This window comes from Pseudomonas frederiksbergensis (assembly GCF_003732705.1).
GTDB lineage: Bacteria > Pseudomonadota > Gammaproteobacteria > Pseudomonadales > Pseudomonadaceae > Aquipseudomonas > Aquipseudomonas frederiksbergensis_F.
Genome location: NZ_MOBR01000019.1, coordinates 215,941 through 239,489 on the forward strand (window position 1 = coordinate 215,941; position 23,549 = coordinate 239,489).

17 protein-coding genes are annotated in these 23,549 nt (G+C 60.0%); 6 read left to right on the forward strand and 11 right to left on the reverse strand.

The window, feature by feature from the left end; all coding sequences use genetic code 11:
• Nucleotides 1-8: 8 nt before the first annotated feature.
• Nucleotides 9-1,022, reverse strand: a complete 1,014-nt coding sequence (locus BK667_RS21350; RefSeq protein ID WP_123598794.1) for an AraC family transcriptional regulator — start codon at nt 1,020-1,022, stop codon at nt 9-11.
• Between the two features lie 382 nt (nt 1,023-1,404).
• On the opposite strand from BK667_RS21350, the gene antA reads away from it, so the two are divergent.
• The 4 genes from antA to BK667_RS21370 are packed head-to-tail and all read left to right on the forward strand — an operon-like array spanning nt 1,405 to nt 5,772.
• The gene (gene antA / locus BK667_RS21355; RefSeq protein ID WP_123598795.1) at nt 1,405-2,793 is read left to right on the forward strand and encodes an anthranilate 1,2-dioxygenase large subunit; all 1,389 of its coding nucleotides are present in this window, start codon (nt 1,405-1,407) and stop codon (nt 2,791-2,793) included.
• Nucleotides 2,794-2,795: 2 nt separating this feature from the next.
• Nucleotides 2,796-3,287 (forward strand): anthranilate 1,2-dioxygenase small subunit, encoded by a 492-nt coding sequence (gene antB, locus BK667_RS21360; RefSeq protein WP_123598796.1) that lies wholly within the window; start codon nt 2,796-2,798, stop codon nt 3,285-3,287.
• An 18-nt stretch (nt 3,288-3,305) separates the two neighbouring features.
• Nucleotides 3,306-4,325 carry an anthranilate 1,2-dioxygenase electron transfer component AntC gene (gene antC / locus BK667_RS21365; protein ID WP_123598797.1) on the forward strand — a complete coding sequence of 340 codons (1,020 nt, stop codon included), beginning with the start codon at nt 3,306-3,308 and terminating at the stop codon, nt 4,323-4,325.
• Nucleotides 4,326-4,368: 43 nt separating this feature from the next.
• Nucleotides 4,369-5,772, forward strand: a complete 1,404-nt coding sequence (locus BK667_RS21370; protein ID WP_123516576.1) for an amino acid permease — start codon at nt 4,369-4,371, stop codon at nt 5,770-5,772.
• A gap of 63 nt (nt 5,773-5,835) precedes the next feature.
• Here the strand turns inward: BK667_RS21370 and kynA are convergent, their stop codons facing one another.
• Both kynA and kynB read right to left on the reverse strand, forming a co-directional pair.
• Nucleotides 5,836-6,690 carry a tryptophan 2,3-dioxygenase gene (kynA, locus tag BK667_RS21375; protein WP_123598798.1) on the reverse strand — a complete coding sequence of 285 codons (855 nt, stop codon included), beginning with the start codon at nt 6,688-6,690 and terminating at the stop codon, nt 5,836-5,838.
• Nucleotides 6,687-7,352 (reverse strand): arylformamidase, encoded by a 666-nt coding sequence (gene kynB / locus BK667_RS21380; RefSeq protein ID WP_123598799.1) that lies wholly within the window; start codon nt 7,350-7,352, stop codon nt 6,687-6,689. The genes kynA and kynB overlap by 4 nt, the downstream gene beginning before the upstream one ends.
• 292 nt (nt 7,353-7,644) lie before the next feature.
• On the opposite strand from kynB, the gene BK667_RS21385 reads away from it, so the two are divergent.
• Nucleotides 7,645-7,989, forward strand: a complete 345-nt coding sequence (locus BK667_RS21385) for a cupin domain-containing protein (protein ID WP_007946320.1) — start codon at nt 7,645-7,647, stop codon at nt 7,987-7,989.
• A gap of 180 nt (nt 7,990-8,169) precedes the next feature.
• Here the strand turns inward: BK667_RS21385 and mmsB are convergent, their stop codons facing one another.
• Both mmsB and BK667_RS21395 read right to left on the reverse strand, forming a co-directional pair.
• Entirely contained in the window at nt 8,170-9,057 is an 888-nt protein-coding gene (mmsB, locus tag BK667_RS21390) for a 3-hydroxyisobutyrate dehydrogenase (RefSeq protein ID WP_123516582.1), read from the reverse strand.
• 10 nt (nt 9,058-9,067) lie between these two features.
• The gene (locus tag BK667_RS21395) at nt 9,068-10,594 is read right to left on the reverse strand and encodes a CoA-acylating methylmalonate-semialdehyde dehydrogenase (RefSeq protein ID WP_123516584.1); all 1,527 of its coding nucleotides are present in this window, start codon (nt 10,592-10,594) and stop codon (nt 9,068-9,070) included.
• Nucleotides 10,595-10,744: 150 nt separating this feature from the next.
• On the opposite strand from BK667_RS21395, the gene BK667_RS21400 reads away from it, so the two are divergent.
• Nucleotides 10,745-11,692, forward strand: coding sequence for a LysR family transcriptional regulator (locus BK667_RS21400; protein ID WP_123516586.1), 948 nt, complete (start codon nt 10,745-10,747; stop codon nt 11,690-11,692).
• Here the strand turns inward: BK667_RS21400 and yfiB are convergent.
• From yfiB to recC, 6 genes are all read right to left on the reverse strand, one after another.
• Nucleotides 11,689-12,192, reverse strand: a complete 504-nt coding sequence (gene yfiB, locus BK667_RS21405; protein WP_259698143.1) for an outer membrane lipoprotein YfiB — start codon at nt 12,190-12,192, stop codon at nt 11,689-11,691. The two genes, BK667_RS21400 and yfiB, sit on opposite strands and share 4 nt — an antisense overlap.
• Before the next feature lie 5 nt (nt 12,193-12,197).
• Nucleotides 12,198-13,466 carry a diguanylate cyclase DgcN/YfiN gene (gene dgcN, locus BK667_RS21410; RefSeq protein WP_123598800.1) on the reverse strand — a complete coding sequence of 423 codons (1,269 nt, stop codon included), beginning with the start codon at nt 13,464-13,466 and terminating at the stop codon, nt 12,198-12,200.
• Nucleotides 13,463-14,038: a regulatory sequestration protein YfiR gene (gene yfiR / locus BK667_RS21415; RefSeq protein WP_123598801.1), complete on the reverse strand. Its 576-nt coding sequence runs from the start codon at nt 14,036-14,038 to the stop codon at nt 13,463-13,465. The genes dgcN and yfiR overlap by 4 nt, the downstream gene beginning before the upstream one ends.
• 120 nt (nt 14,039-14,158) lie before the next feature.
• Nucleotides 14,159-16,267: an exodeoxyribonuclease V subunit alpha gene (gene recD, locus BK667_RS21420; RefSeq protein ID WP_123598802.1), complete on the reverse strand. Its 2,109-nt coding sequence runs from the start codon at nt 16,265-16,267 to the stop codon at nt 14,159-14,161.
• Nucleotides 16,264-19,953, reverse strand: a complete 3,690-nt coding sequence (gene recB, locus BK667_RS21425; protein WP_123598803.1) for an exodeoxyribonuclease V subunit beta — start codon at nt 19,951-19,953, stop codon at nt 16,264-16,266. Before recB ends, recD begins: the two co-directional genes overlap by 4 nt.
• Nucleotides 19,950-23,402 (reverse strand): exodeoxyribonuclease V subunit gamma, encoded by a 3,453-nt coding sequence (gene recC, locus BK667_RS21430; protein WP_123598804.1) that lies wholly within the window; start codon nt 23,400-23,402, stop codon nt 19,950-19,952. The genes recB and recC overlap by 4 nt, the downstream gene beginning before the upstream one ends.
• Nucleotides 23,403-23,549 lie beyond the last annotated feature (147 nt).

The following is a 23,549-nucleotide window of genomic DNA, read 5'->3' on the forward strand; positions in this document are numbered from 1 at the left end:
GACCGACCTCAAAAACCACGCATGCGGCGGGCTTCGTTACGCTGTAAAGTCGTGCTCGGGGATTCGTCGAACAACTTGCGGTACTCGACGGAGAAACGCCCAAGGTGCGTGAAGCCCCAACTCATGGCGATCTCGGAAATATTGCGTGCAGAACCGTGTTCGAGAATGTCCTGGCGCACGGCATTCAAACGGTACTTTTTCAGGTAAACCATCGGCGACAGGGCGAAGTACTTCTTGAACGCCTCGAACAACTTGAAGCGCGAAACCCCGGCCGCCGCTTCGATATCCTCAAGGTGCAGCGCTTCCCGAGCGTTGTCGTGGATGTATTGCCGGGCCCGGATCAGATAGTGCGGCAACTTCACGCCCAACACGTTGCGCAGTTCTTCGGAGTAGTTGTTCGGCTGAGCGAGGATCAAGCCTTTGATCAACGAACTCTCGATATCCCGGGTGAACGCCACTTGCTCATACAGTTCGCTGCTGCGCTCCAGTTCGGCGATGAAGTAACGCGCCATCCGCCACCACGAGGCCGATGCCCCTTCGACCGCGTCCATCACCGATTCGAAACGCAGCGGCGCCTCCAGCGGGCGCTGCAACAGGCCCTCCAGGGATTCACTCATGGCGGCGCGGGTGATCACCACCTGGACTTTGCGGCAATCCCCGGAGATCGCCAGCACCTGGTTTTCGTTCGGTGAAATGATCACGCCTTGATCGCGATTGGATTTCAACACGCTGCCGTTCTTGCTCAGTTCCTGCTCGCCCACCAGCGGCAAACTCAGGCTGTAGCTGCTGAAGTGTTCGGCGTCTTCGATGTCGACGGTGACATCGGTGCCGTATTCGATGGTGCCCAACGTGGTGGCCATCGACTTGAACACATTGGCGCTGTGATGAAAGCGGATCCGCTCGGGGGTCGCGGTCACGAGACGATGGGGCCCGCAGATGCCGGACATCCAGGTCCTCGCACCCTCAAGGTCAAATCGATCAATACGAATGTCGCGAAACTGCGGATCAGTTTTGCTATTCATCACGGAGCACTCACGGCTATTTTTTCTGCGCGCTCTGACGGCGCGTATTTGGCTTGAAAACAGCAAGTTCCAAGCCACAAAAGCGCGGATCCAACCCAGCGGATAGCAATCGTCGACTAAGTGGATAAAGCCGTCGCTTTAGCCCCTGGCCGCGTCCTCGCTCAGAACACCACGCCCCACAGACAGTACCTGAATGCTGCAAACAGGTGCGGCCGTCTATCGCCTGGTGCGCGGTTTTGGGAAGTCGCTCCCCAGCATGTTACGGGTTGTTACCCGCCAATTTTATGGACTGCCTTCGCCGACTAACCGGATAGACCCCTGCCCGCCCCGGTCCCTCTAATGAACGCTACCGATTGGCCCGAATAAAAAGAGGTACAGACCCATGAGTGGCGAAAAAAACGTCGAGCAGTGGAAAGCGTTTATCGAAGGTTGCGTGGACTTCCGTCCGGCAGACGGGGTGTTCCGGATCGCCCGGGATATTTTCACCGAGCCGCAGTTATTTGATCTGGAGATGGAACTGATCTTCGAAAAGAACTGGATTTACGCCTGCCATGAAAGCGAGCTGGCCAACAATCACGACTTCGTCACCATGCGCGCCGGCCGACAGCCCATGATCATTACCCGCGACGGCGATGGTCAGCTCAATGCACTGATCAACGCCTGCCAGCATCGCGGCACAACGTTGACCCGCGTCGGCAAGGGCAACCAGTCGACCTTCACCTGCCCGTTCCATGCCTGGTGCTACAAAAGTGACGGTCGCCTGGTGAAGGTCAAGGCGCCTGGCGAATACCCCGAAAGTTTCGACAAGGCCACCCGCGGCCTGAAAAAAGCGCGCATCGAGAGCTACAAGGGGTTTGTGTTTATCAGCCTGGACGTCAACGCCGATAACAGCCTCGAAGACTTCCTCGGCGACGCCAAGGTGTTCTTCGACATGATGGTGGCCCAGTCGCCGACCGGTGAGCTGGAGGTGTTGCCCGGCAAGTCGGCGTACACCTACGACGGCAACTGGAAACTGCAAAACGAAAACGGCCTGGACGGCTATCACGTCAGCACCGTCCACTATAACTACGTGGCCACGGTGCAGCACCGCCAGCAGGTCAACAGCGAGAACGGCACCAGCACCAGCGGCACCCTGGACTACAGCAAACTCGGCGCCGGCGACGCCAACACCGATGACGGCTGGTTTGCCTTCAACAATGGCCACAGCCTGTTGTTCAGCGACATGCCGAACCCTGCGGTGCGCTCCGGTTACGCCACGATCATGCCGCGCCTGATCGAAGAGCACGGCCAGGAAAAAGCCGAATGGATGATGCATCGGCTGCGTAATCTGAACATTTATCCGAGCCTGTTTTTCCTCGATCAGATCAGCTCGCAGCTGCGCATCATCCGCCCGGTGGCCTGGAACAAAACCGAGATCATCAGCCAATGCCTGGGGGTCAAGAACGAATCAGACGTGGATCGGGAAAACCGTATTCGCCAGTTCGAAGACTTCTTCAACGTGTCGGGCCTCGGCACGCCGGATGACCTGGTGGAATTTCGCGAAGCCCAGCGCGGTTTCCAGGCGCGCCTGGAGCGCTGGAGCGATATTTCCCGCGGCAGCCACCGCTGGGAAACCGGCGCCACGCCCAACAGCGAGTCCATCGGCATCGCCCCCGCCATGACCGGCACCGAATTCACCCACGAAGGGCTTTACGTCAACCAGCACAGCAACTGGCAGAAATTCCTGCTCGATGGCCTGGAAGCGAAATCCCTGAAACTCCGTGAGGTGTGACCATGAATGCGCAATTGCAGTACCAGATCGAGCAGTTTTTCTACCGCAAATCCGAACTGTGCGATGCCCAGGAGTGGGACGCCTATATCAGCCTGTTCGACCAACACAGTGAATTTCACCTGCCGCAATGGGACTCGGAGCACGTCTACACCCGCGATCCGAAACGTGAAATGTCGCTGATCTACTACCCCAACCGCTCGGGACTGGAAGACCGGGTGTTCCGCTTGCGCACCGGCAAATCCGCCTCATCGACCCCGATGCCGCGCACCTTGCACCTGATCAACAACGTGCGCATCAGCGAACTCGACGACGGTGAACTGGAGGTGCGCCTGAACTGGCACACGTTGTTCTATCGCCTGGCCACTTCCGAGCAGTTCTTTGGCCGCGCGACCTATCACCTCAAGCCCCACGCCGACAGTTGGCTGATCACCCGCAAGCATGTGCTGCTGCTCAACGACACGATCAATTCGGTGCTCGATTTCTACCACCTCTGACCCCCTGGAGACCGGAGCATGAACCATAAGGTCGCGTTCAGTTTTGCTGACGGAAAAACACTGTTTTTTCCCGTACAACCCAACGAAATACTGCTCGACGCCGCCCTGCGCAATGGCATCAACATTCCGCTGGATTGCCGCGAAGGCGTCTGCGGAACCTGTCAGGGCCGCTGTGAATCGGGGGATTACAGCCAGGATTATGTGGATGAAGAAGCGCTCTCCAGCCAGGACCTGCAACAACGCAAAATGCTCACCTGCCAGACCCGGGTGAAGTCCGATGCGGCGTTTTATTTCGACTTCGCTTCCAGCCTGTGCAACGCGTCGGGTCCCGAGCAACTCAGCGGCACGGTCACAGGTGTTCGGCAAATCTCGGCCAGCACCGCGATTCTGCATCTGGACCTTGGCCCGACCAACCCGTTGGACTTTCTGCCGGGGCAATACGCCCGGTTGCTGATCCCGGGAACGGAAAGCAAACGATCCTACTCGTTCGCCAATCGGCCGAGCAGCGGCAATCGGATGCAATTCCTGATTCGCCTGTTACCCGACGGCGTGATGAGCAACTACATCCGCGAGCGCTGCCAGGTGGGGGACAACATCGCACTGGAGGCACCGCTGGGGGCCTTCTATCTTCGCCACGTGGCCAAACCGCTGATCCTGGTGGCGGGCGGAACCGGGCTTTCCGCGTTGCTCGGCATGCTCGACGAACTGGCCGAGCGTGGTTGCCCGCAACCGGTGCATTTGTACTACGGCGTGCGGGACGCCGCCGATCTGTGCGAACGGGCACGAATCGACGCCTATGCTGAACGCATCCCAGGGTTTCGCTACTCCGAAGTGGTGAGTGACCCGTCGGCGCAATGGACGGGCAAACGCGGCTACATTGCCGAACATTTCGACATCGCTGAACTGCACGACGCACCTGCCGATATGTATGTCTGCGGACCACCGCCGATGGTCGAATCGATCAAGAGCTGGCTGCAATCCCAGGCACTGGACAGCGTTCATCTGTATTACGAAAAATTTACCGAGAGTAATATCTGACGCTTCAAATCAGGCCTGACAACAAAAACGAGAAGGGAACCAGATGGCGGATGAAATCTTGCAACAGGGAACGCTCAAGCGAGGGTTGAAAAATCGCCATATTCAACTGATCGCGTTGGGCGGAGCGATTGGCACCGGGCTGTTCCTGGGCTCCGCCGGCGTACTCAAGTCGGCCGGGCCATCGATGATTCTCGGCTACGCGATCGCCGGGTTCATCGCCTTTTTGATCATGCGCCAATTGGGCGAGATGATTGTCGAAGAGCCGGTTGCCGGTTCCTTCAGCCACTTCGCCCACAAATACTGGGGCGGTTATGCCGGGTTTCTGTCCGGCTGGAACTACTGGGTGCTGTATGTGCTGGTCGGCATGGCCGAGCTGACGGCCGTCGGCAAATACGTGCAGTTCTGGTGGCCGGAGATTCCCACTTGGGTCAGCGCGGCGGTGTTCTTCGTGCTGGTCAACCTGATCAACACGATGAACGTGAAAATCTTCGGCGAGATGGAATTCTGGTTTGCGATCATCAAGGTCGTGGCCATCATCGGCATGATCGTCCTGGGTTGCTACATGCTGTTCAGCGGCTCGGGCGGCCCGCAAGCCTCGGTCAGTAACCTGTGGAGCCACGGCGGTTTCTTCCCCAATGGCACCAACGGTTTGCTGATGTCGATGGCGTTCATCATGTTCTCCTTCGGTGGCCTGGAACTGGTCGGCATCACCGCCGCTGAAGCCAGCGAGCCGAGGAAGGTCATCCCTAAAGCGATCAACCAAGTGGTTTATCGCGTGCTGATCTTCTACGTCGGCGCACTCACCGTCCTGCTGTCGCTGTACCCATGGGATCAACTGCTGCAGACCCTCGGTGCGTCCGGCGATGCCTACAGCGGCAGCCCATTCGTGCAGATTTTCTCCCTGATCGGCAGTGACACGGCGGCGCAGATCCTCAACTTCGTGGTGCTGACGGCGGCGCTTTCGGTCTACAACAGCGGCGTCTACTGCAACAGCCGCATGCTCTACGGCCTGGCCGAACAGGGCGATGCACCGAAGTCGCTGATGAAGCTGAACAAACAGGGCGTGCCATTGCGCGCGTTGGGGATCTCGGCGCTGATTACGATGCTGTCGGTGCTGGTCAACTACCTCGCGCCCCATGAAGCGCTGGAATTGCTGTTCGCCCTGGTGGTCGCTTCGCTGATGATCAACTGGACGCTGATCAGCCTGACTCACCTGAAGTTTCGCAAAGTCATGGGCCAGCAAGGCATCGTGCCCAGCTTCAAGTCGTTCTGGTTTCCCTTCAGCAACTATCTGTGCCTGGCGTTCATGGCCGTGATCATCTGGGTGATGTGGATGATTCCGGGGATACGCGCGTCGGTCTTCGCGATACCGGTGTGGGTGTTGATCATCTATGTGTTCTACCGGGTGCGTGTGGCGAGGGATCGAGCAGTGCCCGTCGCGCAATAATCCCGCGCGTAACAAAAAGCCCCGGCATTCGATGAATACCGGGGCTTTTCTATTTGGGCTGGATCAGAGCGTCGAGCGTACGCGCCATAGCTCCGGGAACAGCACGGTGTCGAGCATCTTGCGCAAGTAACCGACACCTTCCGTGCCGCCGGTACCCGGTTGGAAGCCGATGATCCGCTCGACCGTAGTGACATGCCGGAAGCGCCATTGGCGGAACGAGTCTTCGAGGTCGATGAGTTTTTCCGCCAGTTGATAGAGATCCCAATACCGCGACGGATCTTTGTAGACCACACGCCACGCCGCTTCGACCGAAGCGTCATGTTGCGTCGGGCTGGTCGGGTCACGTTCGAAACGCTGCGGATCAATCGCCAGGCCGGCGCTGGCCATCAAGCGAATCGCTTCGTCATACAGCGACGGTGTCGCGATGGCTTTTTCGAGTGCCTGCAACAGCTCCGGGCGATGGGCATGGGGGCGCAATAACGTCGCGCTTTTGTTGCCCAGAATGAACTCGATCTCGCGGTACTGAAATGACTGGAAGCCCGACGACTGCCCCAGAAAAGGCCGAATCGAGTGGTACTCAGTCGGCGTCATGGTGGCCAGCACCGTCCAGGCGTGCACCAGTTGATCAAAGATCCGCGAAACCCGCGCCAGCATCTTGAAGGCTGGCGGCAACTCACCCAGGCGCAGGTGTTCGCGGGCAGCCTTGAGCTCATGGAGCATCAGTTTCATCCACAGCTCTGAGGTCTGGTGCTGGATGATGAACAGCATCTCGTTATGGTCCGGCGACAACGGGTGCTGGGCACTGAGGATGCGCCCAAGGTCCAGGTAGTCGCCATAGCTCATGGAGTCGGAAAAATTCAGCTCGGCGTTATGCCAATCCTCAGTCGGGTTACCCGGTGAATACGGACATTGGCTCATGGCGCAGGCTCCTCATTTGGCGGGGTATGGAGTGGACGCAAAATGGCCCGGACCGGGCTGGCGTCGAGGTGGGCAAAGCGCAGCGGCAGAGCAATGAGTTCGTAGTCCCCTTCCGGGACGTCATCGAGCACGATGCCTTCCAGAATGGCCATGCCGTGACGCGCCACGGCGTTGTGCGAATCCATGGTCTTGGAGTGTTGTGGGTCCAGCGAGGGCGTATCGATGCCGATCAGGCGCACGCCGAGGCTGGCGAGTAGGTCTACGGTTTCCTTGGCGACTGCTGTGAAGTCCGGGTCCCAAGTGGTCAACGGTGCTTGTCGATAAGTGCGCAACAGCACGCGCTCAGGCAGGTTGTCCAGGCGACCTTCCAATTGCTCGGGTTGCACCAGTCGGCCGCTGTCCAGGCAATGCAATACCCGGCAAGGCCCCATGTACACGTCCAGCGACACTTCACCAATCGGCGCACCCTCAGCGCTGTAATGCAGCGGCGCGTCGACATGGGCGCCCGTGTGCGGCGACAGGGTAATGCGCCCGACATTCACCGGACACTCCGGCCCGAGGGTCCAGACCCGTTCTTCCTGAAAAGGCGTATCACCCGGCCAGGTCGGTGTTGCCGTGCTCAAGGGCGGGCTGATGTCCCACCACGATCTTATTTTGTTCATTGCACAACTCTCGGCATATCCCGAAACGAATGATACGAGTGATACCTGTGAATTTTCTTGCGAAAACCTTCGCAATCGCCGGGTTCTTTCGCATGAACTGTCAGGAATCGGCGGTTTATCGACAGGAAGTTTCAACGAAAGAAAGCACACAACGCTCATCCGCCGATGTTGCCTGAACAGACGCTGGCGGCTGCGTTTCTGGATACCTCAATGTCGAGCACAGACAACTGAGACCGGACCAAGCCCTATAGGGTTGCGACTTCAGTTCTTCAGCCCGCTGCCCGGAGTCCACATGACCGCACCCATCACCGTTCTTCGCGACACTCATCCACTGCCGGTACTCGACGCCTGCAAATGGGAAAAACTCGAAGGCGACCCGCACACCGTCAACCTCAACGCCTACACCAGCGAAGATGGCAGCAAGATCATGGGCACCTGGATCTGCACGCCCGGCAAGTGGTACGTGGAATACGTGAAGTGGGAATACTGCGATTTCCGCGAGGGGTACTGCATCATCACTCCAGAAGGCAAGGAGCCGATTCATCTGCGCGCCGGGGATATCTTCGTCATTGAGCCGGGGATGAAAGGCACGTGGGAAGTGGTCGAGACCGTGCGTAAGTATTTTGTGTTTGCCTGATGCAAAAAAACCGGGAAATCACCCGACGTGATTCCCGGTAAATATCGAGAGGTTCATGCAGTACCTGTGGGAGCGAGCTTGCTCGCGATGGCGGTGGGTCAATCAACATCAATGTTGAATGTACCGGCCTCATCGCGAGCAAGCTCGCTCCCACAGGGATTCAGTCTGATATGAACGGTTTTACTGAGGTTTGCGATAGCTGTTTATGATCGCCGAGAAGTCTTTGCCACCCTCCCCGCGCTGGCTCATCGCCTGATACAACTGCTGGGCAACCGCGCCGAGCACCACTGGTTGGTGCGCCTGACGGGCCGCTTCCGTGGCCAACCCCAGATCCTTGAGCATCAGTTCAGCACCGAAACCACCGGTGTAACCGCGCGAGGCCGGCGCCGTTTCGACGATACCCGGCCATGGGTTGTACATTTCCGAACTCCAGCAACGCCCGGTCGAGCTGTTGATGATCCCGGCCAACACGCCCGTGTCGATGCCCAAGGCATCGCCCAACGCCATGGCTTCGCTGACGCCGACCATGGAGATCGCCAGCAACAGGTTGTTGCAGATCTTGGCGATTTGCCCGGTGCCGACTTCGCCGCAATGCACGATGTTGCGGCCCATCTGCGCCAGTACCGGTTGCAGGGTGGCAAACAACTCAGGGGTGGCGCCGACCATAAAGGTCAGCGTCCCGGCGGCGGCACCGCCCGTGCCACCGGAAACCGGCGCATCGGCGACAGCCACGCCTTGCTTGGCCGCAGCGGCCGCCACGTCGCGCGCGGTTTGCGGATCAATGGTGCTGCAATCCACCGCCGGCACGCCTTTGCCGATACCGGCGAGTACGCCGTCTTCACCGAGCCACACGCTGCGCACATGCACAGCCGCTGGCAGCATGGTGATCACCAGCTCTGCACCTTGTGCCGCTTCCCGCGCCGAAGCGCTGATGCTGCCGCCCAGTTGCTCCAGTTCGGCCAAAACGGTTTTGTTCAGATCGACCAGATTCAGCGCATGGCCAGCCTTGATCAGGTTGCGCGCCATCGGCGCGCCCATGTTGCCGAGACCGATAAAAGCGATTTTCATGTCCGGCTCCTTAACGCAAGTTGATGGTGGTGTTCACACCGTCGTTGACGCTGTCGTCATCGAACCAGCGACTGGTGACAGTCTTGGTCTGAGTGTAGAACTGCACCACTTGCTTGCCATACGGGCCGAGGTCGCCGAGCTTCGAACCACGGGAACCGGTGAAGCTGAAGAACGGGACCGGCACCGGAATCGGGATGTTGATGCCGACCTGGCCAACGTCGATTTCGCTCTGGAACTTGCGCGCCGCCGCACCGCTTTGCGTGAACAGGCCAGTGCCGTTGCCGAACGGGTTGGCGTTGACCAGGGCAATCGCCTGATCGAGGGTGTCGACTTCCAGCACCACCAGCACCGGGCCGAAGATTTCCTGGGTGTAGATCTGCATCTCGGTCGTTACGCCGGAGAACAGGGTCGGGCCGACAAAGTTGCCCTTCTCGAAGCCCGGCACACTGATTTCGCGACCGTCGAGTTCCAGCTTGGCGCCTTCCTTGATGCCGCTTTCGATCAGGTCGAGAATCCGCGCCTTGGCCTTTTTCGAAATCACCGGCCCGACATCGGTGCCCGACTCGCTACCCGCGTTCACTTTGAGTTTCTGCGCCAGCGCTTTCAGGTCCGGCAGCCATTGCTTGGCCGCGCCCACCAGCACCACCACGGAAGTGGCCATGCAACGCTGACCGGCCGCACCGAAACCGGCACCGACCAAGGCGTTGAGAGTTTGTTCGCGATTGGCATCCGGCAGCACCACGGCGTGGTTCTTGGCGCCCATCATCGATTGCACGCGTTTGCCGTGTTTACCGGCCAGGTCGTAGACGTGAGTGCCGACGGCGGTCGAACCGACGAAGGAAACGGCCTTGATGTCCTTGTGGGTGCAGAGTGCGTCCACCACGTCCTTGCCGCCGTGAACCACGTTAAGCACGCCCGCCGGAACGCCGGCCTCGATTGCCAGTTCCACCAGCAGCATGGTCGACATCGGGTCCTGCTCGGACGGCTTGAGCACGAAGGTGTTGCCGCAGGCGATGGCCATCGGGAACATCCACAGCGGAATCATCGCCGGGAAGTTGAACGGGGTGATGCCGGCACAAACGCCGATCGGCTGACGCAGGGTGTAGGTGTCGACGCCGCCGGCGACGTTCTCGGCGAATTCGCCCATTTGCAGGGTGCCGATGGAGCACGCGTGCTCGACCACTTCCAATCCACGGAAAATGTCGCCTTCAGCGTCAGCGATAGTTTTGCCCTGCTCGGCACTCAGGACCACAGCGATGCGCTTGGAGTGTTCGCGAATCAACGCCTGAAGCTTGAGCATGATGCGCATCCGCGCGCCGATCGGCGTCAGCTTCCAGGTCTGGAAGGCGCGATGGGCAGCGCTGATGGCGGCGTCAACTTCCTGCGCGGTAGCGAACGGAACCCTGGCCAGCACTTGCTGGGTCGCCGGGTTGATGATGTCGTGCCATTCGGTGGTCTGGGATTCGACCCACTCGCCGTCGATCAACAGCTTTACGTTTTGGACAGTGGTGTCGTTTGGCGTGAGCGATGCGTTCATGCTGGTCTCCGGGACGTTGTTTTTATCGAAGGAGCCAAGGCGGATAAGTCGCCTTGAGATGAGGCGTGTGTCGCGAATTGGTTGTCGGACTGTTTTTGGAGTATAGATGTGCAAACTTCTAATAAGAACGCACATAAAAGCCGGTCCAACATGCAAAAAAACATCACGTCTTTAGGTTCGCTGAACTGGGATGACCTCAAGTTTTTCCTCGAAGTCGCCCGCACCCGCAAGGCCAGCACCGCGGCCAAGCGCCTGGCGGTGGACTACACCACCGTGTCCCGGCGCATCAGTTCGCTGGAAGCGGCATTGGGCACGTTGCTGTTCGAGAAGTCCCGGACCAGCGGTTTCGTCCTGACCGCCGAAGGCCAGCGTTTGCTGGGTTACGCCGAGTCGATTGAAAGCACGCTGCACATGGCCTGCGAACAGGTTTCCGGTTCCGGTGTGGCGTTGTCCGGGCACGTGCGCATGGGCTGCACCGAAGGCTTCGGCAGTTTCTTCATCACCCCGCAACTGAGCCACTTCGTCGATGCCTACCCGGCGATCTCGGTGGACATCCTGCCGCTGCCGCACTTCATCAGCCTGTCCAAGCGCGAGGCGGACATCGTCATCGCCCTGGAACGCCCGGAGCACGGGCCGTACGTCTGCTGCAAACTCTGCGACTACAAATTGCAGCTGTACGCGACCCAGGACTATCTCGACAAACACCCACCGATCCGCCGCCCGGCAGACCTGGGTAAGCATTCATTCATCAGTTATGTCGATGACCTGGCGTTCAGCTCGGAGCTGCTGTACCTGGCGAACGTATTGCCCGGCGCCAGTGCGAATCTGCGCAGCACCAGCGTGATCGCGCAGTTTGTGGCGGCGCAGCAAGGGCGGTCGCTGGCGATTCTGCCGTGCTTCCTGGCGGCGCAGGATCCGCGATTGCTGCCGGTGTTGCCGGCAGAGATCAACATCACCCGGCAATTCTGGATGTACTGCCGGGAGGATCTGCGCAAGCTCAAGCGGATCACCCTGTTGTGGGATTACATCCGCGAAGTCACTGAGCAGAATCAGAGCCTGTTGATGGGGGACAGTCGGGAGATGGTGTTCGCCGATTAATCGGCCATCACCACAATCGACACCCGGCGATTCTCGGTGCGGCCCGCCGGTGTGTCGTTTGAGGCCACCGGTTCTTTGCTGCCGAGGCCCTGAAGCTTGATGTTTTCTTCTTTCATACCGACAGCGGTCAGGACCTTGCCGACGCTTTTCGCCCGGCGCAGGGACAGTTGCTGGTTGTAGGTTTCTTTACCCGAAGCATCGGTGTGGCCATCGACCCGCACCCGCTCGATCCCGACACCCAGCAGGGCCTTGCCGATGCGCTGGACGATTTCGGTGCTCTGCGGATTCAGGCTTTCAACGTCACTGCCAAACAGCACTTTGCCGGACAGGCCAAACGCCCAGCCCTCGTCGGTCAATTCGAAGCCTTGTTGCTTGAGCACGGCGACCTGCGCCGGGGTCAGGCCTTTTTGCGGTGCCGTTTGGCACCCGGTCAATGCCAATAACGCCATGAACAGGGTGAGGGTGAAAAATCGCAGGGAACGCTGAGGAAGTGAGAACACAGAAATTAACTCTTGGTTTGAACGTGGACGACTGGGTGCTCCGACCCGGCCGTATGCTGTGCGCCTCGAGACAGGCGCTTGGCTTGATACATCGCCGCATCGGCGGCGTTGAGCAGGGCGCCCGGTGTGGCGCCATGGTCGGGATAGACGGCGATGCCGATGCTGAGCGAGGTCAGCACAGAGGTATTGCCGGGCAGCATGATCGGCACTTCCATACTGGCGATAATCTTGTCGGCAATCCGCTCGGCGTCTTCGGTCTTGTGCAGCGGCGTCAGCAGCACGGCAAACTCATCGCCACCCAGGCGCGCCACCAGATCCTCTTCACGCAATTGCGCACGCACCCGAGTGGCCACCGCCACCAGCACCGCATCGCCGGCGGCATGGCCGAAGTTGTCGTTGATTTCCTTGAACCGGTCGCTGTCGAGAAACAACACTGCCACTCGCTCGTTGAGCTTGTTCGCGTTGCGCAGCGCACGAATCAAGCGTCCCTCGAAAAATGCCCGGTTCGGCAATCCGGTGAGGCTGTCATGACTGGCCTGGTGGGCCAGGGTTTCGTTCTCACTTTGCAGATGGGTTTGCCAGGATTCGAGTTCATCGAGCAAGGCATTGAAGTCGTTGCCCAGGTTGTCCAGTTCGGCGATAGCGGCGGGCGGCACGCGCTGGTCGAAGGCCCGTTCGCTGCGGGCGGCGTGCGCCACGAACGCCAGGCTACGCAGCGGACCGGTGATTGAGCGCAGCTGCCGGCGCGCCAGATACAGCGCCACCCAGGCACTGATCGCCGTACACAACACAATCCCCATCAGGCCGCTGAGCAAAAAGCGCATCAGGCTGCCACCTTGACCGGTGAGCTGAATGCTGCCGATTTCCAGGCCTTGATGGACGATGGGCATCCTGATGGGTTCTTCCAGGAAGGCCTTGGCGATCTGCATTTCCAGATCGGAGAGCAATCCGGTTTCCGGTCGCTGCCAGCGGGCGAGCAAAGCACCCTGCGCATCATGCACCTGGGCATCGGCCACTTCTTCGGTGGACGCGATCAACGCCAGCGCCTCGGTGGCGGCGGCCTTGTCGTTGAACACCACCGCCGCTTCCACGGTGTAGTTGATCGAGCGTGCAATCAGGTGCAGGTTGTGGTCGGCATAGACGCGCAGGGCCAGCACCCCGAGCAAGGTCAGCGACACACTGGCCATGGCCACGCCAACCAGCGCAACGATCAAATGGCCGCGACCGATGACCGAGCGCAACGTGGGGCGATTATCCGATTTGAATAGACTCATGGCGCCGCCGGCTTACGGCGCGACAGTTGCAACACGCTCGGGTGAATGCGCACGCCACTGCGGGCGACGGAATCGAGGTTGACCTCGAAGGACACTTGATCGTCGCTGACCCGCAGACAGAAAAGGCTGCCGACGGTGCACTGATCGCTGCTTTCGCTGATGCTCAACACCGGTTGGCCGATCAACGAGGCGAACAAACGGCTGCGTTCATCGGCGGTCAGTTTGCCGATGTAGACCGCATCGCACTCGCCGGCAATCGCCGGGTTGTCGGCCAGCAGGCGTCGGACGGTGACAGGACGACCGGTGGCCTGAGTGGAACCTTTCACCAGATCGTCGGTGTATTCGGTCGGACCGACCACGCAGAGGCGCAACTGCGCAGGCTCCACGGGCCAGCGGGCATAACTGAGAATCCCGAGCACCACCTGGGTGACCGCTTTGGCCCGTTGATCGGCCATGCTGACGGCGGTTTCAGGTTGAGCGAATGCGATTCCGGCCAGCAACCAGAGCAGGCCGACAAGCCATACACGCTTGCAGCCGATTACGCTCCCTGTCGCCCGGACAGCCAACTTCATGCAGGGATTCTCTTCGAATTCAACGGAATAATGCCGCAACGATAGCACAGCACCGAAACGCCCGCGAGGCTGTAAAACCGGGCGTTTCAGACATATTTACGTCGTCAACCGATTGGCATATTAAGGGCTAAACTCAACGCCCTCTTCCAACTCCAGCATCAACCCGCTCAAGCGCTTCACTTTGCGTTGCACCGCCTCTTCGAATACCCCGGCACGGGGTTCGATCAGGGTGAACCAGTCCTTGGCCCGGGTGATTCCGGTGTAGATCAATTCCTTGGTCAGGACCGGGTTCAAGGCGTCCGGCAGGATCAGCGCCGTGTGGGCAAATTCCGAGCCTTGGGATTTATGCACCGTCATCGCGTACACCGTTTCGACATCGTTGAGCCGGCTCGGCAAAACAAAACGCACGCCGCCCTGGCCGTCGTTGCGCGGGAAAGCCACGCGCAGCACGTGCTTCCCGGCTTCCGGGCCGTCGCGTTCCGGCAATTTGAGCGCGATGCCGATGTCGCCGTTCATCAAGCCCAAGCCGTAATCGTTGCGAGTCATCAGCACTGGCCGGCCTTCGTACCACTGCTGATCGCTGTCGATCAGCCGGGACTTGAGCAAGGCGTCGGTCACGCGCTGATTCAGGCCTTCCACGCCCCAGGGCCCTTTGCGTACGGCGCACAACAACTGGAACGTATCGAAAGCATTCAGCACTTGCCGCGCCCATTCGATCCAGCGTGGATCTTCGAGAGAGCTGTCGAGAGGGGGCCGTTGCTTGCGCAGCAGACCCAGGTAATGTCGATATCCGTGTGGCCCGTCGGCATGGCCGTCGAGCAGCAAACGCTCCAGCGCTGTGTCCTGTTCACCTTTGAGAGGCAGGGAAAACACGTCTTTAAAGCTGCGTTCGGCCAGGAGCTTGCGAGCTTCATCGGGGTGCTGTTGATTGACCCATCGGGCTAACTGGCCAATGCCACTGCCTTCGCCGAATCGACGTGAGTGGCGCAGCATCACCACTTGCTGGGCCAAGGGATGGGTGCCCTCGGTGTCCTCATGCAAACCGCTGGCCTCAAGGCTTTCACCGCTGACGGCCTCCAGCCACTGGCGGGTCTGCGGGTTGTACCAACCGGCCTCGGCATCGCGGCACAGATCCCCCAGCACGGCCCCCGCTTCCACTGAGGCCAACTGGTCCTTGTCACCGAGCAGCACCAGACGCGCATGAGCCGGTAACGCGTCGAGCAAATTGGCCATCATTTCCAGGTCGATCATCGACGCTTCATCGACCACCAGCACATCCAGAGGCAAACGGTTACCGGCGTGATGGCGAAAATGTCGGGTGCCTGGCCGACTGCCCAACAGACGGTGCACGGTGGTGACGTCGGACGGAATCTTGTCCCGTACCGCTTCGGCAACCGTCAGGGTTTGTACTTGCTGACTGATGGATTCCGTCAGTCGCGCGGCAGCCTTGCCGGTAGGTGCGGCCAGACGAATACGCAGCGGTTTGCCGGCCTCCACGGCCGGCGCCTGGAGCAATGCCAGCAACCGCACCACAGTGGTGGTCTTGCCGGTTCCCGGGCCACCGGTGACGATACTGAACGCACTGCGAGTGGCCAGGGCACAGGCGAGTTTTTGCCAGTCGATCACCTCGCCCGGCTTGGCGGGGCCGAACAGACCGGTCAGGCGCTGGAGCAGGTCCGCAGGTGTGGCTTCATGCTCTGACAGGCGCTGACGCAAGGCGTTGTCGATGCGTCGCTCGTAAGCCCAGTAGCGGCGCAGGTACAAGCGTTTACCCGACAGCACCAACGGCCGATGCCGAGCCGCCTCACGCCCGTCCACCGCCAATGCCACCAGACTGCTGGCGGCCAGCACCTTGCACCAATGGGCGCCGTCCAGCGCTTCCAGCAATTGCGACGGCAGCAACATCGCGCCACTTTGCACATCACCTTCCGGGGGCAGCGACAGGGCGAAGTCCGGTGCCTTGAGCGTCTCGAACAGGTCCAGGCATACATGGCCGTGGCCGAGTTGGTGACTGGTCAGCGCCGCCGCCAGCAACACCAGCGGATCATCATCGGGAGCGAGTTCATGGAGAAAGGCAACGAACGCCTTGTCCAGCGCCCGCAGCCAACCGCGTTCGACCCAACGGGTGAGCAGCAGTAAAAGATCGTCGGCGCGAGTCAGCGGTGCCAAGTCCGCCAGGCTTTCGGCCGCCAGTGGTGTAGGCAACAAATCGGCGAAGGTGCGGCTCATAGCAGTACTCCCTGTTCCCAGGCGGGCTCGGCCTTGGGTTCCGGCTTGCCCTGGAACAGACGATCCAGACGCTCGATCAATTCCCGTGGCGGACGGGCGAAATACACGCCTTGGCTGGCCGCTCTCGTGCCGCGCAAGAACAGGTACAACGCGCCGCCGACATGCCGCTCGTAATCGTAGTCCGGGAGCCGCGCTTTGAGCTGACGATGCAGGGCCAACAGGTACAACACGTATTGCAGGTCATAGCGGTTATCGAGGATCGATTGCTCCATGGCCTGCTCGGTGTAGGCCATGTCGTCAACGCCGAGCCAGTTGGATTTGTAGTCGGCGACGTAATAGCGGCCGTCGTGTTCGAACGTCAGGTCGATGAAGCCTTTGAACATGCCATTGAGCAGCACCGGTTCGGCAGCCACTCGGGCCACGCCGCTGTGGGTGTACTGACGCACAAGTTCATCGAGTTTGAGCACATCGACCTTGTGGCTGGCGAACCAGAATTCCATCTCGACCCGATATTGGGTCAGTTGCTCGAAGATCACCGGGGGCTGTCCGCCACCGATGTGCAGCGGTGATTTGAGCAGGTGTTGCAACCAGTCGCTCAACGCAACGATCCAGCCTTCCCAGCCGCGACGATTACAGCGCCGGCCAACCGCGTCTTCCACGGCTTTCGGCGTCGCACTGAAGCCTTCATCACCGGCCCACTCCAGCAAACCGTGGAGAAAGGTGCCGGGATTCGGCCCACGGGGAAAGCGGTGAATATCCGCGCCGCCAGTGACCACTTCCCGTGGTGCCTCGGGATCCAGACGCTCATCGTCGAAAAGTTTTTGCGCTTGCGGACTTTCCGGCGCCTCGTCACTGCCCACGCTCATGCTGTCGCCAATACGCAAGGCGCTATAGGAGGCAATCCACCAGTTTTCGCTGGCCTTGCGCTTTGGAAGCAACGGCGCGAGCAAGGTCGCTTCGTTGCGTGGCGGATGGTAGTGCTCGGTGGTTGCCTCAGGCATCTCACCGTAACTGAGTGCCGGACAATCCTGTTGCAGGTCTTCCAGCCAACGCTTCAGCCCCGCGGACTCAGCCAGTGCTGCGCCACCGCCCAACAGATAACCCAATGCCGACAGATGCAACACCGAGCTGTTGTTATTGCCACGCTTGAGGTCGGTCACCCCGAGCCAACAGGCATGTTGTGCGCGCGTCAGGGCCACATAGAGCAAGCGCAAATCCTCGGCCAGGCGTTCGTCGTCGGCCAGGGCGATCAGCTCGGTGGTCGGTTTCAACGTCACCTGAGCCTTGCCCGTGGCGTCGTGGTAATGCAGCGGCAAACGACTGCCATCCACCGGTTTCGCCGAGCAGATAAAGGGCAGGAACACCAAGGGGTACTCGAGGCCCTTGGACTTGTGAATGGTCACGACCTTGACCAACTGTTCGTCGCTTTCCAGGCGCAGGATTTGCTCCTCACCTGCCTGGCCGGACAACGCCAGATGCTCGGACAAATGACGAATCAGGGCTTGCTCGCCATCCAGTTCGGCGGCCGCTTGTTGCAGCAGCTCGGACAAGTGCAGCAGGTTGGTCAAGACACGCTCGCCATCACTGCGGGTCATCAATGCCTGGGGCAGTTGGAAGTCATGCAGCAAGCGTCGAAGCATCGGCAGTACACCTTGCTTGCGCCAGATCTCGCGATACCGGCGGAACTGCATGACTCGCGCTTCCCAAGCCAACTCGTCCTGATTCAGGCGCTCAAGTTCAGCCAGCGACAGGTTCAGCGTGATGCAGGCCAACGCGGCCCGCAGTGGACGCTCGACGTCCGGCTCGGCGCAGGCCTTGAGCCAGGTCAGCAGGTCATGGGCTTCCTGAGCGGCGAACACCGAGTCCTTGTCCGACAGATAAACGCTGCGCACACCGCGGGCGGAGAGTTCGCCACGCACGGCCTGGGCCTCTTTGCCGTCGCGTACCAGAATCGCGATATCCGCCGGCAGCAGGCCTCTGAAGTCCTTGCCGTCCTGCGTAAACCCCGCCCTGCCCTGTTGCCCGCCATTAAGCAATGCAGTGATTTCACTGGCGCAGGCAGCGGCCAATTGTTGTCGGTACACCACGCCGGACAGCGGCTGCTCGGCAGGCAGATGCCAGATGTTCAGTGCCGGAACATTCTGGCCATCGATGTGCAAAACCTCTTTGCGCCCCTGGGATTCGACGGGCAAGAACGGTACGGGGTTATCGCCATTTTTTTCGCGGAAGAGGAACGCACCGCGCCCGGTTTCCCGCGACTCGGCACGCTCGAAAACATGGTTCACCGCATTGACCATGCCATGGCTGGAGCGGAAGTTGGTACCCAGCGTATGCAAGCGGCCGGTGGTGGCCTGACGGGCGCGCAGGTAGGTGTAGATGTCGGCGCCGCGGAAGGCGTAGATCGCCTGCTTCGGGTCGCCGATCAAAAACAGACCACACTCGGGGTTGTTGTCTTCGATGCGATAAATGCTTTCGAAGATGCGGTATTGCACCGGGTCGGTGTCCTGGAATTCGTCGATCAACGCCACCGGAAATTGCTCGCGAATCAGGGTGGCCAGACGCTCGCCGCCGTCGGACTGCAAGGCTGCGTCGAGACGCAGCAACATGTCATCGAAACCCATTTCCGCGCGGCGACGCTTTTCCTCTTCGAACCGCGCGCCGACCCACTGAGCGGCGTGTTGCAACACCGCGGCGTCAGGCGTCGGCAAACCATCGAGACTGGCCTTGAGGCCAGGCATGGCATCCAACCCAGGGTGATGGGGCGCGTCGCCTTTCCAGGCTTCCGCCATGCCATCGGGGGTCAGCCGGGTGAACCCGGTGCCGATGTCCAATTGCTCCAGGGATTCATCTTCGGCCCAGGCCTTGATCTTTTCGAACCAGGGTTCGAAGTAGCGTGCCTGCATCTTGCGCCCATCGACGCTTTTGCTCGCCACACCCTGGTGACAGAGCAGAAGCAATTCATCCGCCCATTGGCGCCAGGGCATCTTGAGTTCGAGCAGCGCTGTGCGCCGTTCGAGCAAGCACTCGGCGATGAGTTCGGCAGGCTCTTTTCCTTCGACGCTATCGCGCTCGCTGGCGAACAGCCCGCGCACTCGCGGTAGCAACGCTGCGGGGCCGCCCCAGTTGCCGCGAACCCAGTTCAACGCATCGCCTTGCATCGGGTAGCAGAACAGGCGCCAGTAATCGCGCAGAACCTCGCCCAGGAGATCGCTGTGATCAGTTTCCAGGGTCTGGGTAAACAGACTGCCGCTGTCGAAGGCATGCTCGCGCAGCATGCGCTGACACCAACTGTGGATAGTCGAGACTGCCGCTTCGTCCATCCATTGAGCGGCGATGTCCAGGCGGTTTGCGCAACCGGACCATTGTTCGGGGAGGTATTGTTCTCGCAAGTCTGCAATCAGGCTATCGGGCGCAGGAACTTCATCCCGGAAAAACCGTGCAGCTTCGGCCAGACGTGTACGAATTCGTTCGCGCAGTTCTTTGGTGGCCGCATCGGTGAAGGTCACGACGAGGATTTGCGGCGGCAACAGTTCGCGCCCGAAACCACTCGAGTCGCCGCCGTGACCGAGGACCAGACGCAAATAAAGTGCGGAGATGGTGAAGGTCTTGCCGGTGCCGGCACTGGCTTCGATCAGTTGGCTGCCCCGCAGAGGGAAGGCCAGGGCCAACGGAGTTTTCGTGGTCATGAGCGCGCGCCCTCGCTGGTCAGCGAACGCCAAGGGGCTTCGAGCAGTGGCCGGTACAACGCGTCGCACCAACCGGGGAAGGTTTCGTCGGCAACCAGACTGTCGTAATCGGCGAACTGTCGGGCGAGAGCAGGACTTTCGCGTCGCTCGCCATCGGTGGTCTGACCATCGCCTTCGTAGGCTTTTCGCGCAGCGGCTTCGGCTTTGACCGGGTCGGTTTGACCGAGCCAGGCGAAGGCGGTTTTCACCGCGATCGGTAGCGGTTGGCGCATGCCCGTTTGCCAGGCCAGCAGCAAGTTACCAAGAGCTTCAAGCGCTGCCTGCTTCTCCAATGGTTCCAGCAACAGACTGTCGTCGCTGGCGACCAGCGCGGTGGTCATCGACAGGCCACTGGCGCAGGCAACCAGATGATTGACCCACGGGCGCGTCAGCCGATGCCATTTGCGGGCCTTGATCGAGCCGATGCTGTTGGGAATGGTGGTGACCGATAGCATGCCGTCGTCCGCGCGTTGATGCAGGCCACTGAGCCAGCCTTCAAGGCGCAAGCCGTGCAGTTCCAGACTCACCGGCAAGGCGCTCGTAAGCGGTGTCGGCCATAACACCAGGAGTTGTTGGTAGCGTTGCAACAGATCGGGCAGCGGTTCGATCAACTCTCGCTGAAGGCATTCTCCGAAACCGGCCATGGGCAGCAGGCCGCTGTTTTGCAGGCGTATCGCCTGAGCTTCCAGTGCCTGATCGGAGTGATCCAGTTGACTCAGTGCCGCCTCAAGCAAACTGTCGCTGAGGCTGTAGCGTTGCAGCGCGTCGAGGACGAAAGGCTCTTCATCGGCCAAAGGGACTTCCGCCGCTTCAAAGAACACCTTGAGCCGCTGACTGAAGAAATGTCGTACAGGGTTGCGCAGGAAATCCTGCAACTGCCCCACGCCCAGCGGTTCGTCCTGAATGTAGGGTTCGAGAATCTCGATATCTGCCGTTTGCTCATTGGACTGATGAAGCACCTGCCATTCGCTGGCGTAGCTGAACAGCGCATCGCCTTCGTGGAAATAGCGAGCGCTGAATGGTTGCAAAGGGTGTTCCTGCGTCATCGCTTCAAGCAGGTCATCGGCGCCGTCATCCAACCGCCAGCCGCTGGCGAGATGGTCGCGTAACTGGCCAATCAACACCGAAGCAGGCCGCTCGCTGTTATCGCGAATGCTCCGGCCTACCCAGCTGATATAAAGTTGATTGCGCGCCGACAACAGCGCTTCCAGCAGGAGGTAGCGATCATCTTCGCGTCGAGAGCGATCACCGGGGCGGTAGTCACTGCCCATCAAGTCGAAGTCCAGTGGTGGTTGCGCGCGCGGGTAATCGCCGTCATTCATGCCGAGCAGGCACACCAGTTTGAACGGGATCGCGCGCATTGGCATCAAGGTGCAAAAATTGACGGCGCCTGCCAGGAAGCGCTGAGACAAGCGACCCTGATCAAGACCGGCCAGCCAGGCCTCGCGGACGACAGTCAGCGGTAACTCGTCCTGCAATCCCACGGATTCGCAGGTGTCGAGCCAGGTTTCGCGCAGCTCTTCGAGTTGAGCCAGCAAGTAGTCATCGTGCTCGTTACTGGCCTTGAAAAACAGTTGAACCAACCCTTGCAACCGCACGCCCCATTGTTTGGGGGGAGCCGGTTGCGTGAGTTCCTCATGTGCGATCTCCAGCGCGTCCAACAGTGCAACCAATGGACCGATGAGCGCGGCATCCAGACCACCGATTTCGTCATAGGGCTCAATACCTTCGCAGGCATTGGCGCTGCCGACCGCGTAACCGAGCAGCATCCGTCGCAGGCCGAAACGCCAGCTGTTTTGCTCAAGCTCTTGCGGCAGACCAAGACCGGCTCGTTGCTCGGCATTCATTCCCCAGCGGATACCGGCACCTTCGATCCAGCGGTGCAGGGTCGGCAGGTCACGCTCTTCCACGCCGAACCGTGCACGCAGTGCAGGGACGTCCAGCAGATCGAGAATCTCGCTGACCGGGAAACGACTGTCCGGCAGCTTGAGCAGGTGCTCGACAGCGATCAGCAGCGGATCGCGGCCGCGTTGGCCCTGGTCGGCGAGCGTGAAGGGAATAAAACGCGGGTCATTGCGCTCTAACTGGCCAAACACCGCACGGATATGCGGAGCGTAGCTGTCGATGTCCGGCACCATCACGATCACGTCGCGAGGTCTTAAATCCGGGTTGGCACTGAAGCGTTCGAGCAATTGATCGTGAAGGATTTCCACTTCCCGCTGAGCGCTATGGGCAATGTGAAAACGGATCGATTTATCAGCCTGCAGATCGATGGCAGGCCAATGCTCACGGGTCTCGCTTAGAGGACGCAATTCCAGGATGTCGTCCTGCAACTGATTGAGCATGTTTTGCGGTTGGCTGTCGCTGAACAGGTCGATGCGACCATCGCGAAATGCTGAGCGGTAGCTACCCGGATCGTCATAGCTGTCGAGCAGATTGATGTAGTCTCGCCCCTGCTTGCCCCATGCGGCCAATAGAGGATGAGCGTGTTGGTGAAGGGTTTGCGGATCCAGGACAACCGGCATGCCGCTTTTGCGGGCCTGACGTTTGTATTGGTGCCGCAACAAGTCTTTATCGGCGACGATGTCTGCCCAATGGTGACGACATGGGTTGTGAACGCAAAGCAGCACCTGGCTGAATCGAGCCAGTCCGGCGAGCGCTTCCAGAGCCTGAGCAGGCAGCGAAGAAATCCCGAAAACGATCACTCGGGACGGTAATCCATCAGGCGCTTCGTCGAGACTGTTGATGCGCTCGATAAACCGTTGATGCACGCCGGCACGGCTTTGGGCCATGCCTTGCTCCCCCACATCCAGCAGCAGCGCACGCCACAACTCTGCCTGCCAGCAGTTTGCCGGGGTCAGGGCCTTGGCTTCGCCTCTGCCATTGCGTAGTTGATGTCGACCTTCCGCCCAATCCTCAAGCCAGTCCGCGCGGTAGACCTGATATTGGTCGAACAGATCCGCCAGACGCTCGGACAACTGATAGCGTTTGCGCAAATCAGTGTCATGGGTAAGGAAGCGCTGTAGGGGTTCGAAATGCGGTTGGTCGATTAACTGCGGCAGCAGGCGCATCAGACGCCAAGTCAACGGTGCTTTATCGAGCAGAGATTTGACCGGAATTTCATCACGGCCCAGGACCATCCGATAAAGCTGCCACATGAAACTGCCCGGCAATTGCACATCGATTGCCGCCGCGATGCCACAACCGCCCATATCGTCGTCTTCAGGGTCTTCTGCCAGCGCGAGCTTCAGCCATTGAGCAATGCCATTGCTCTGCACCAGGGCTATTTCATTTTCCAGGGGCGCCAGTGGGTAGTGCCGCATTACGCTGATCACCAGGCTACGCAGTTCATCCAGACTGTTGCTTTGAACCACCATAAAACCAGCATTGAGGGACGCAGCGTCCGGCATAAAGGCTTCCTTGGAAAAATACAAAAGCTAGGGCCGAACCTTAGCACTGTCGGGAGACTGTGACAGCCAGGAGCCGTCTGATGATGCTGTACGAACTTTCCTGCGGGCAAAACAAAACCCCTACCTGCATACGCAGATAGGGGTTTC

Excerpts from the sequence above, each read along its gene's own strand:
- BK667_RS21350 (WP_123598794.1), bottom strand. The coding sequence starts at position 1,022 with ATGAATAGCAAAACTGATCCGCAGTTTCGCGACATTCGTATTGATCGA.
- antA (WP_123598795.1), top strand. The coding sequence starts at position 1,405 with ATGAGTGGCGAAAAAAACGTCGAGCAGTGGAAAGCGTTTATCGAAGGT.
- antB (WP_123598796.1), top strand. The coding sequence starts at position 2,796 with ATGAATGCGCAATTGCAGTACCAGATCGAGCAGTTTTTCTACCGCAAA.
- antC (WP_123598797.1), top strand. The coding sequence starts at position 3,306 with ATGAACCATAAGGTCGCGTTCAGTTTTGCTGACGGAAAAACACTGTTT.
- BK667_RS21370 (WP_123516576.1), top strand. The coding sequence starts at position 4,369 with ATGGCGGATGAAATCTTGCAACAGGGAACGCTCAAGCGAGGGTTGAAA.
- kynA (WP_123598798.1), bottom strand. The coding sequence starts at position 6,690 with ATGAGCCAATGTCCGTATTCACCGGGTAACCCGACTGAGGATTGGCAT.
- kynB (WP_123598799.1), bottom strand. The coding sequence starts at position 7,352 with ATGAACAAAATAAGATCGTGGTGGGACATCAGCCCGCCCTTGAGCACG.
- BK667_RS21385 (WP_007946320.1), top strand. The coding sequence starts at position 7,645 with ATGACCGCACCCATCACCGTTCTTCGCGACACTCATCCACTGCCGGTA.
- mmsB (WP_123516582.1), bottom strand. The coding sequence starts at position 9,057 with ATGAAAATCGCTTTTATCGGTCTCGGCAACATGGGCGCGCCGATGGCG.
- BK667_RS21395 (WP_123516584.1), bottom strand. The coding sequence starts at position 10,594 with ATGAACGCATCGCTCACGCCAAACGACACCACTGTCCAAAACGTAAAG.
- BK667_RS21400 (WP_123516586.1), top strand. The coding sequence starts at position 10,745 with ATGCAAAAAAACATCACGTCTTTAGGTTCGCTGAACTGGGATGACCTC.
- dgcN (WP_123598800.1), bottom strand. The coding sequence starts at position 13,466 with ATGAGTCTATTCAAATCGGATAATCGCCCCACGTTGCGCTCGGTCATC.
- yfiR (WP_123598801.1), bottom strand. The coding sequence starts at position 14,038 with ATGAAGTTGGCTGTCCGGGCGACAGGGAGCGTAATCGGCTGCAAGCGT.
- recD (WP_123598802.1), bottom strand. The coding sequence starts at position 16,267 with ATGAGCCGCACCTTCGCCGATTTGTTGCCTACACCACTGGCGGCCGAA.
- recB (WP_123598803.1), bottom strand. The coding sequence starts at position 19,953 with ATGACCACGAAAACTCCGTTGGCCCTGGCCTTCCCTCTGCGGGGCAGC.
- recC (WP_123598804.1), bottom strand. The coding sequence starts at position 23,402 with ATGCCGGACGCTGCGTCCCTCAATGCTGGTTTTATGGTGGTTCAAAGC.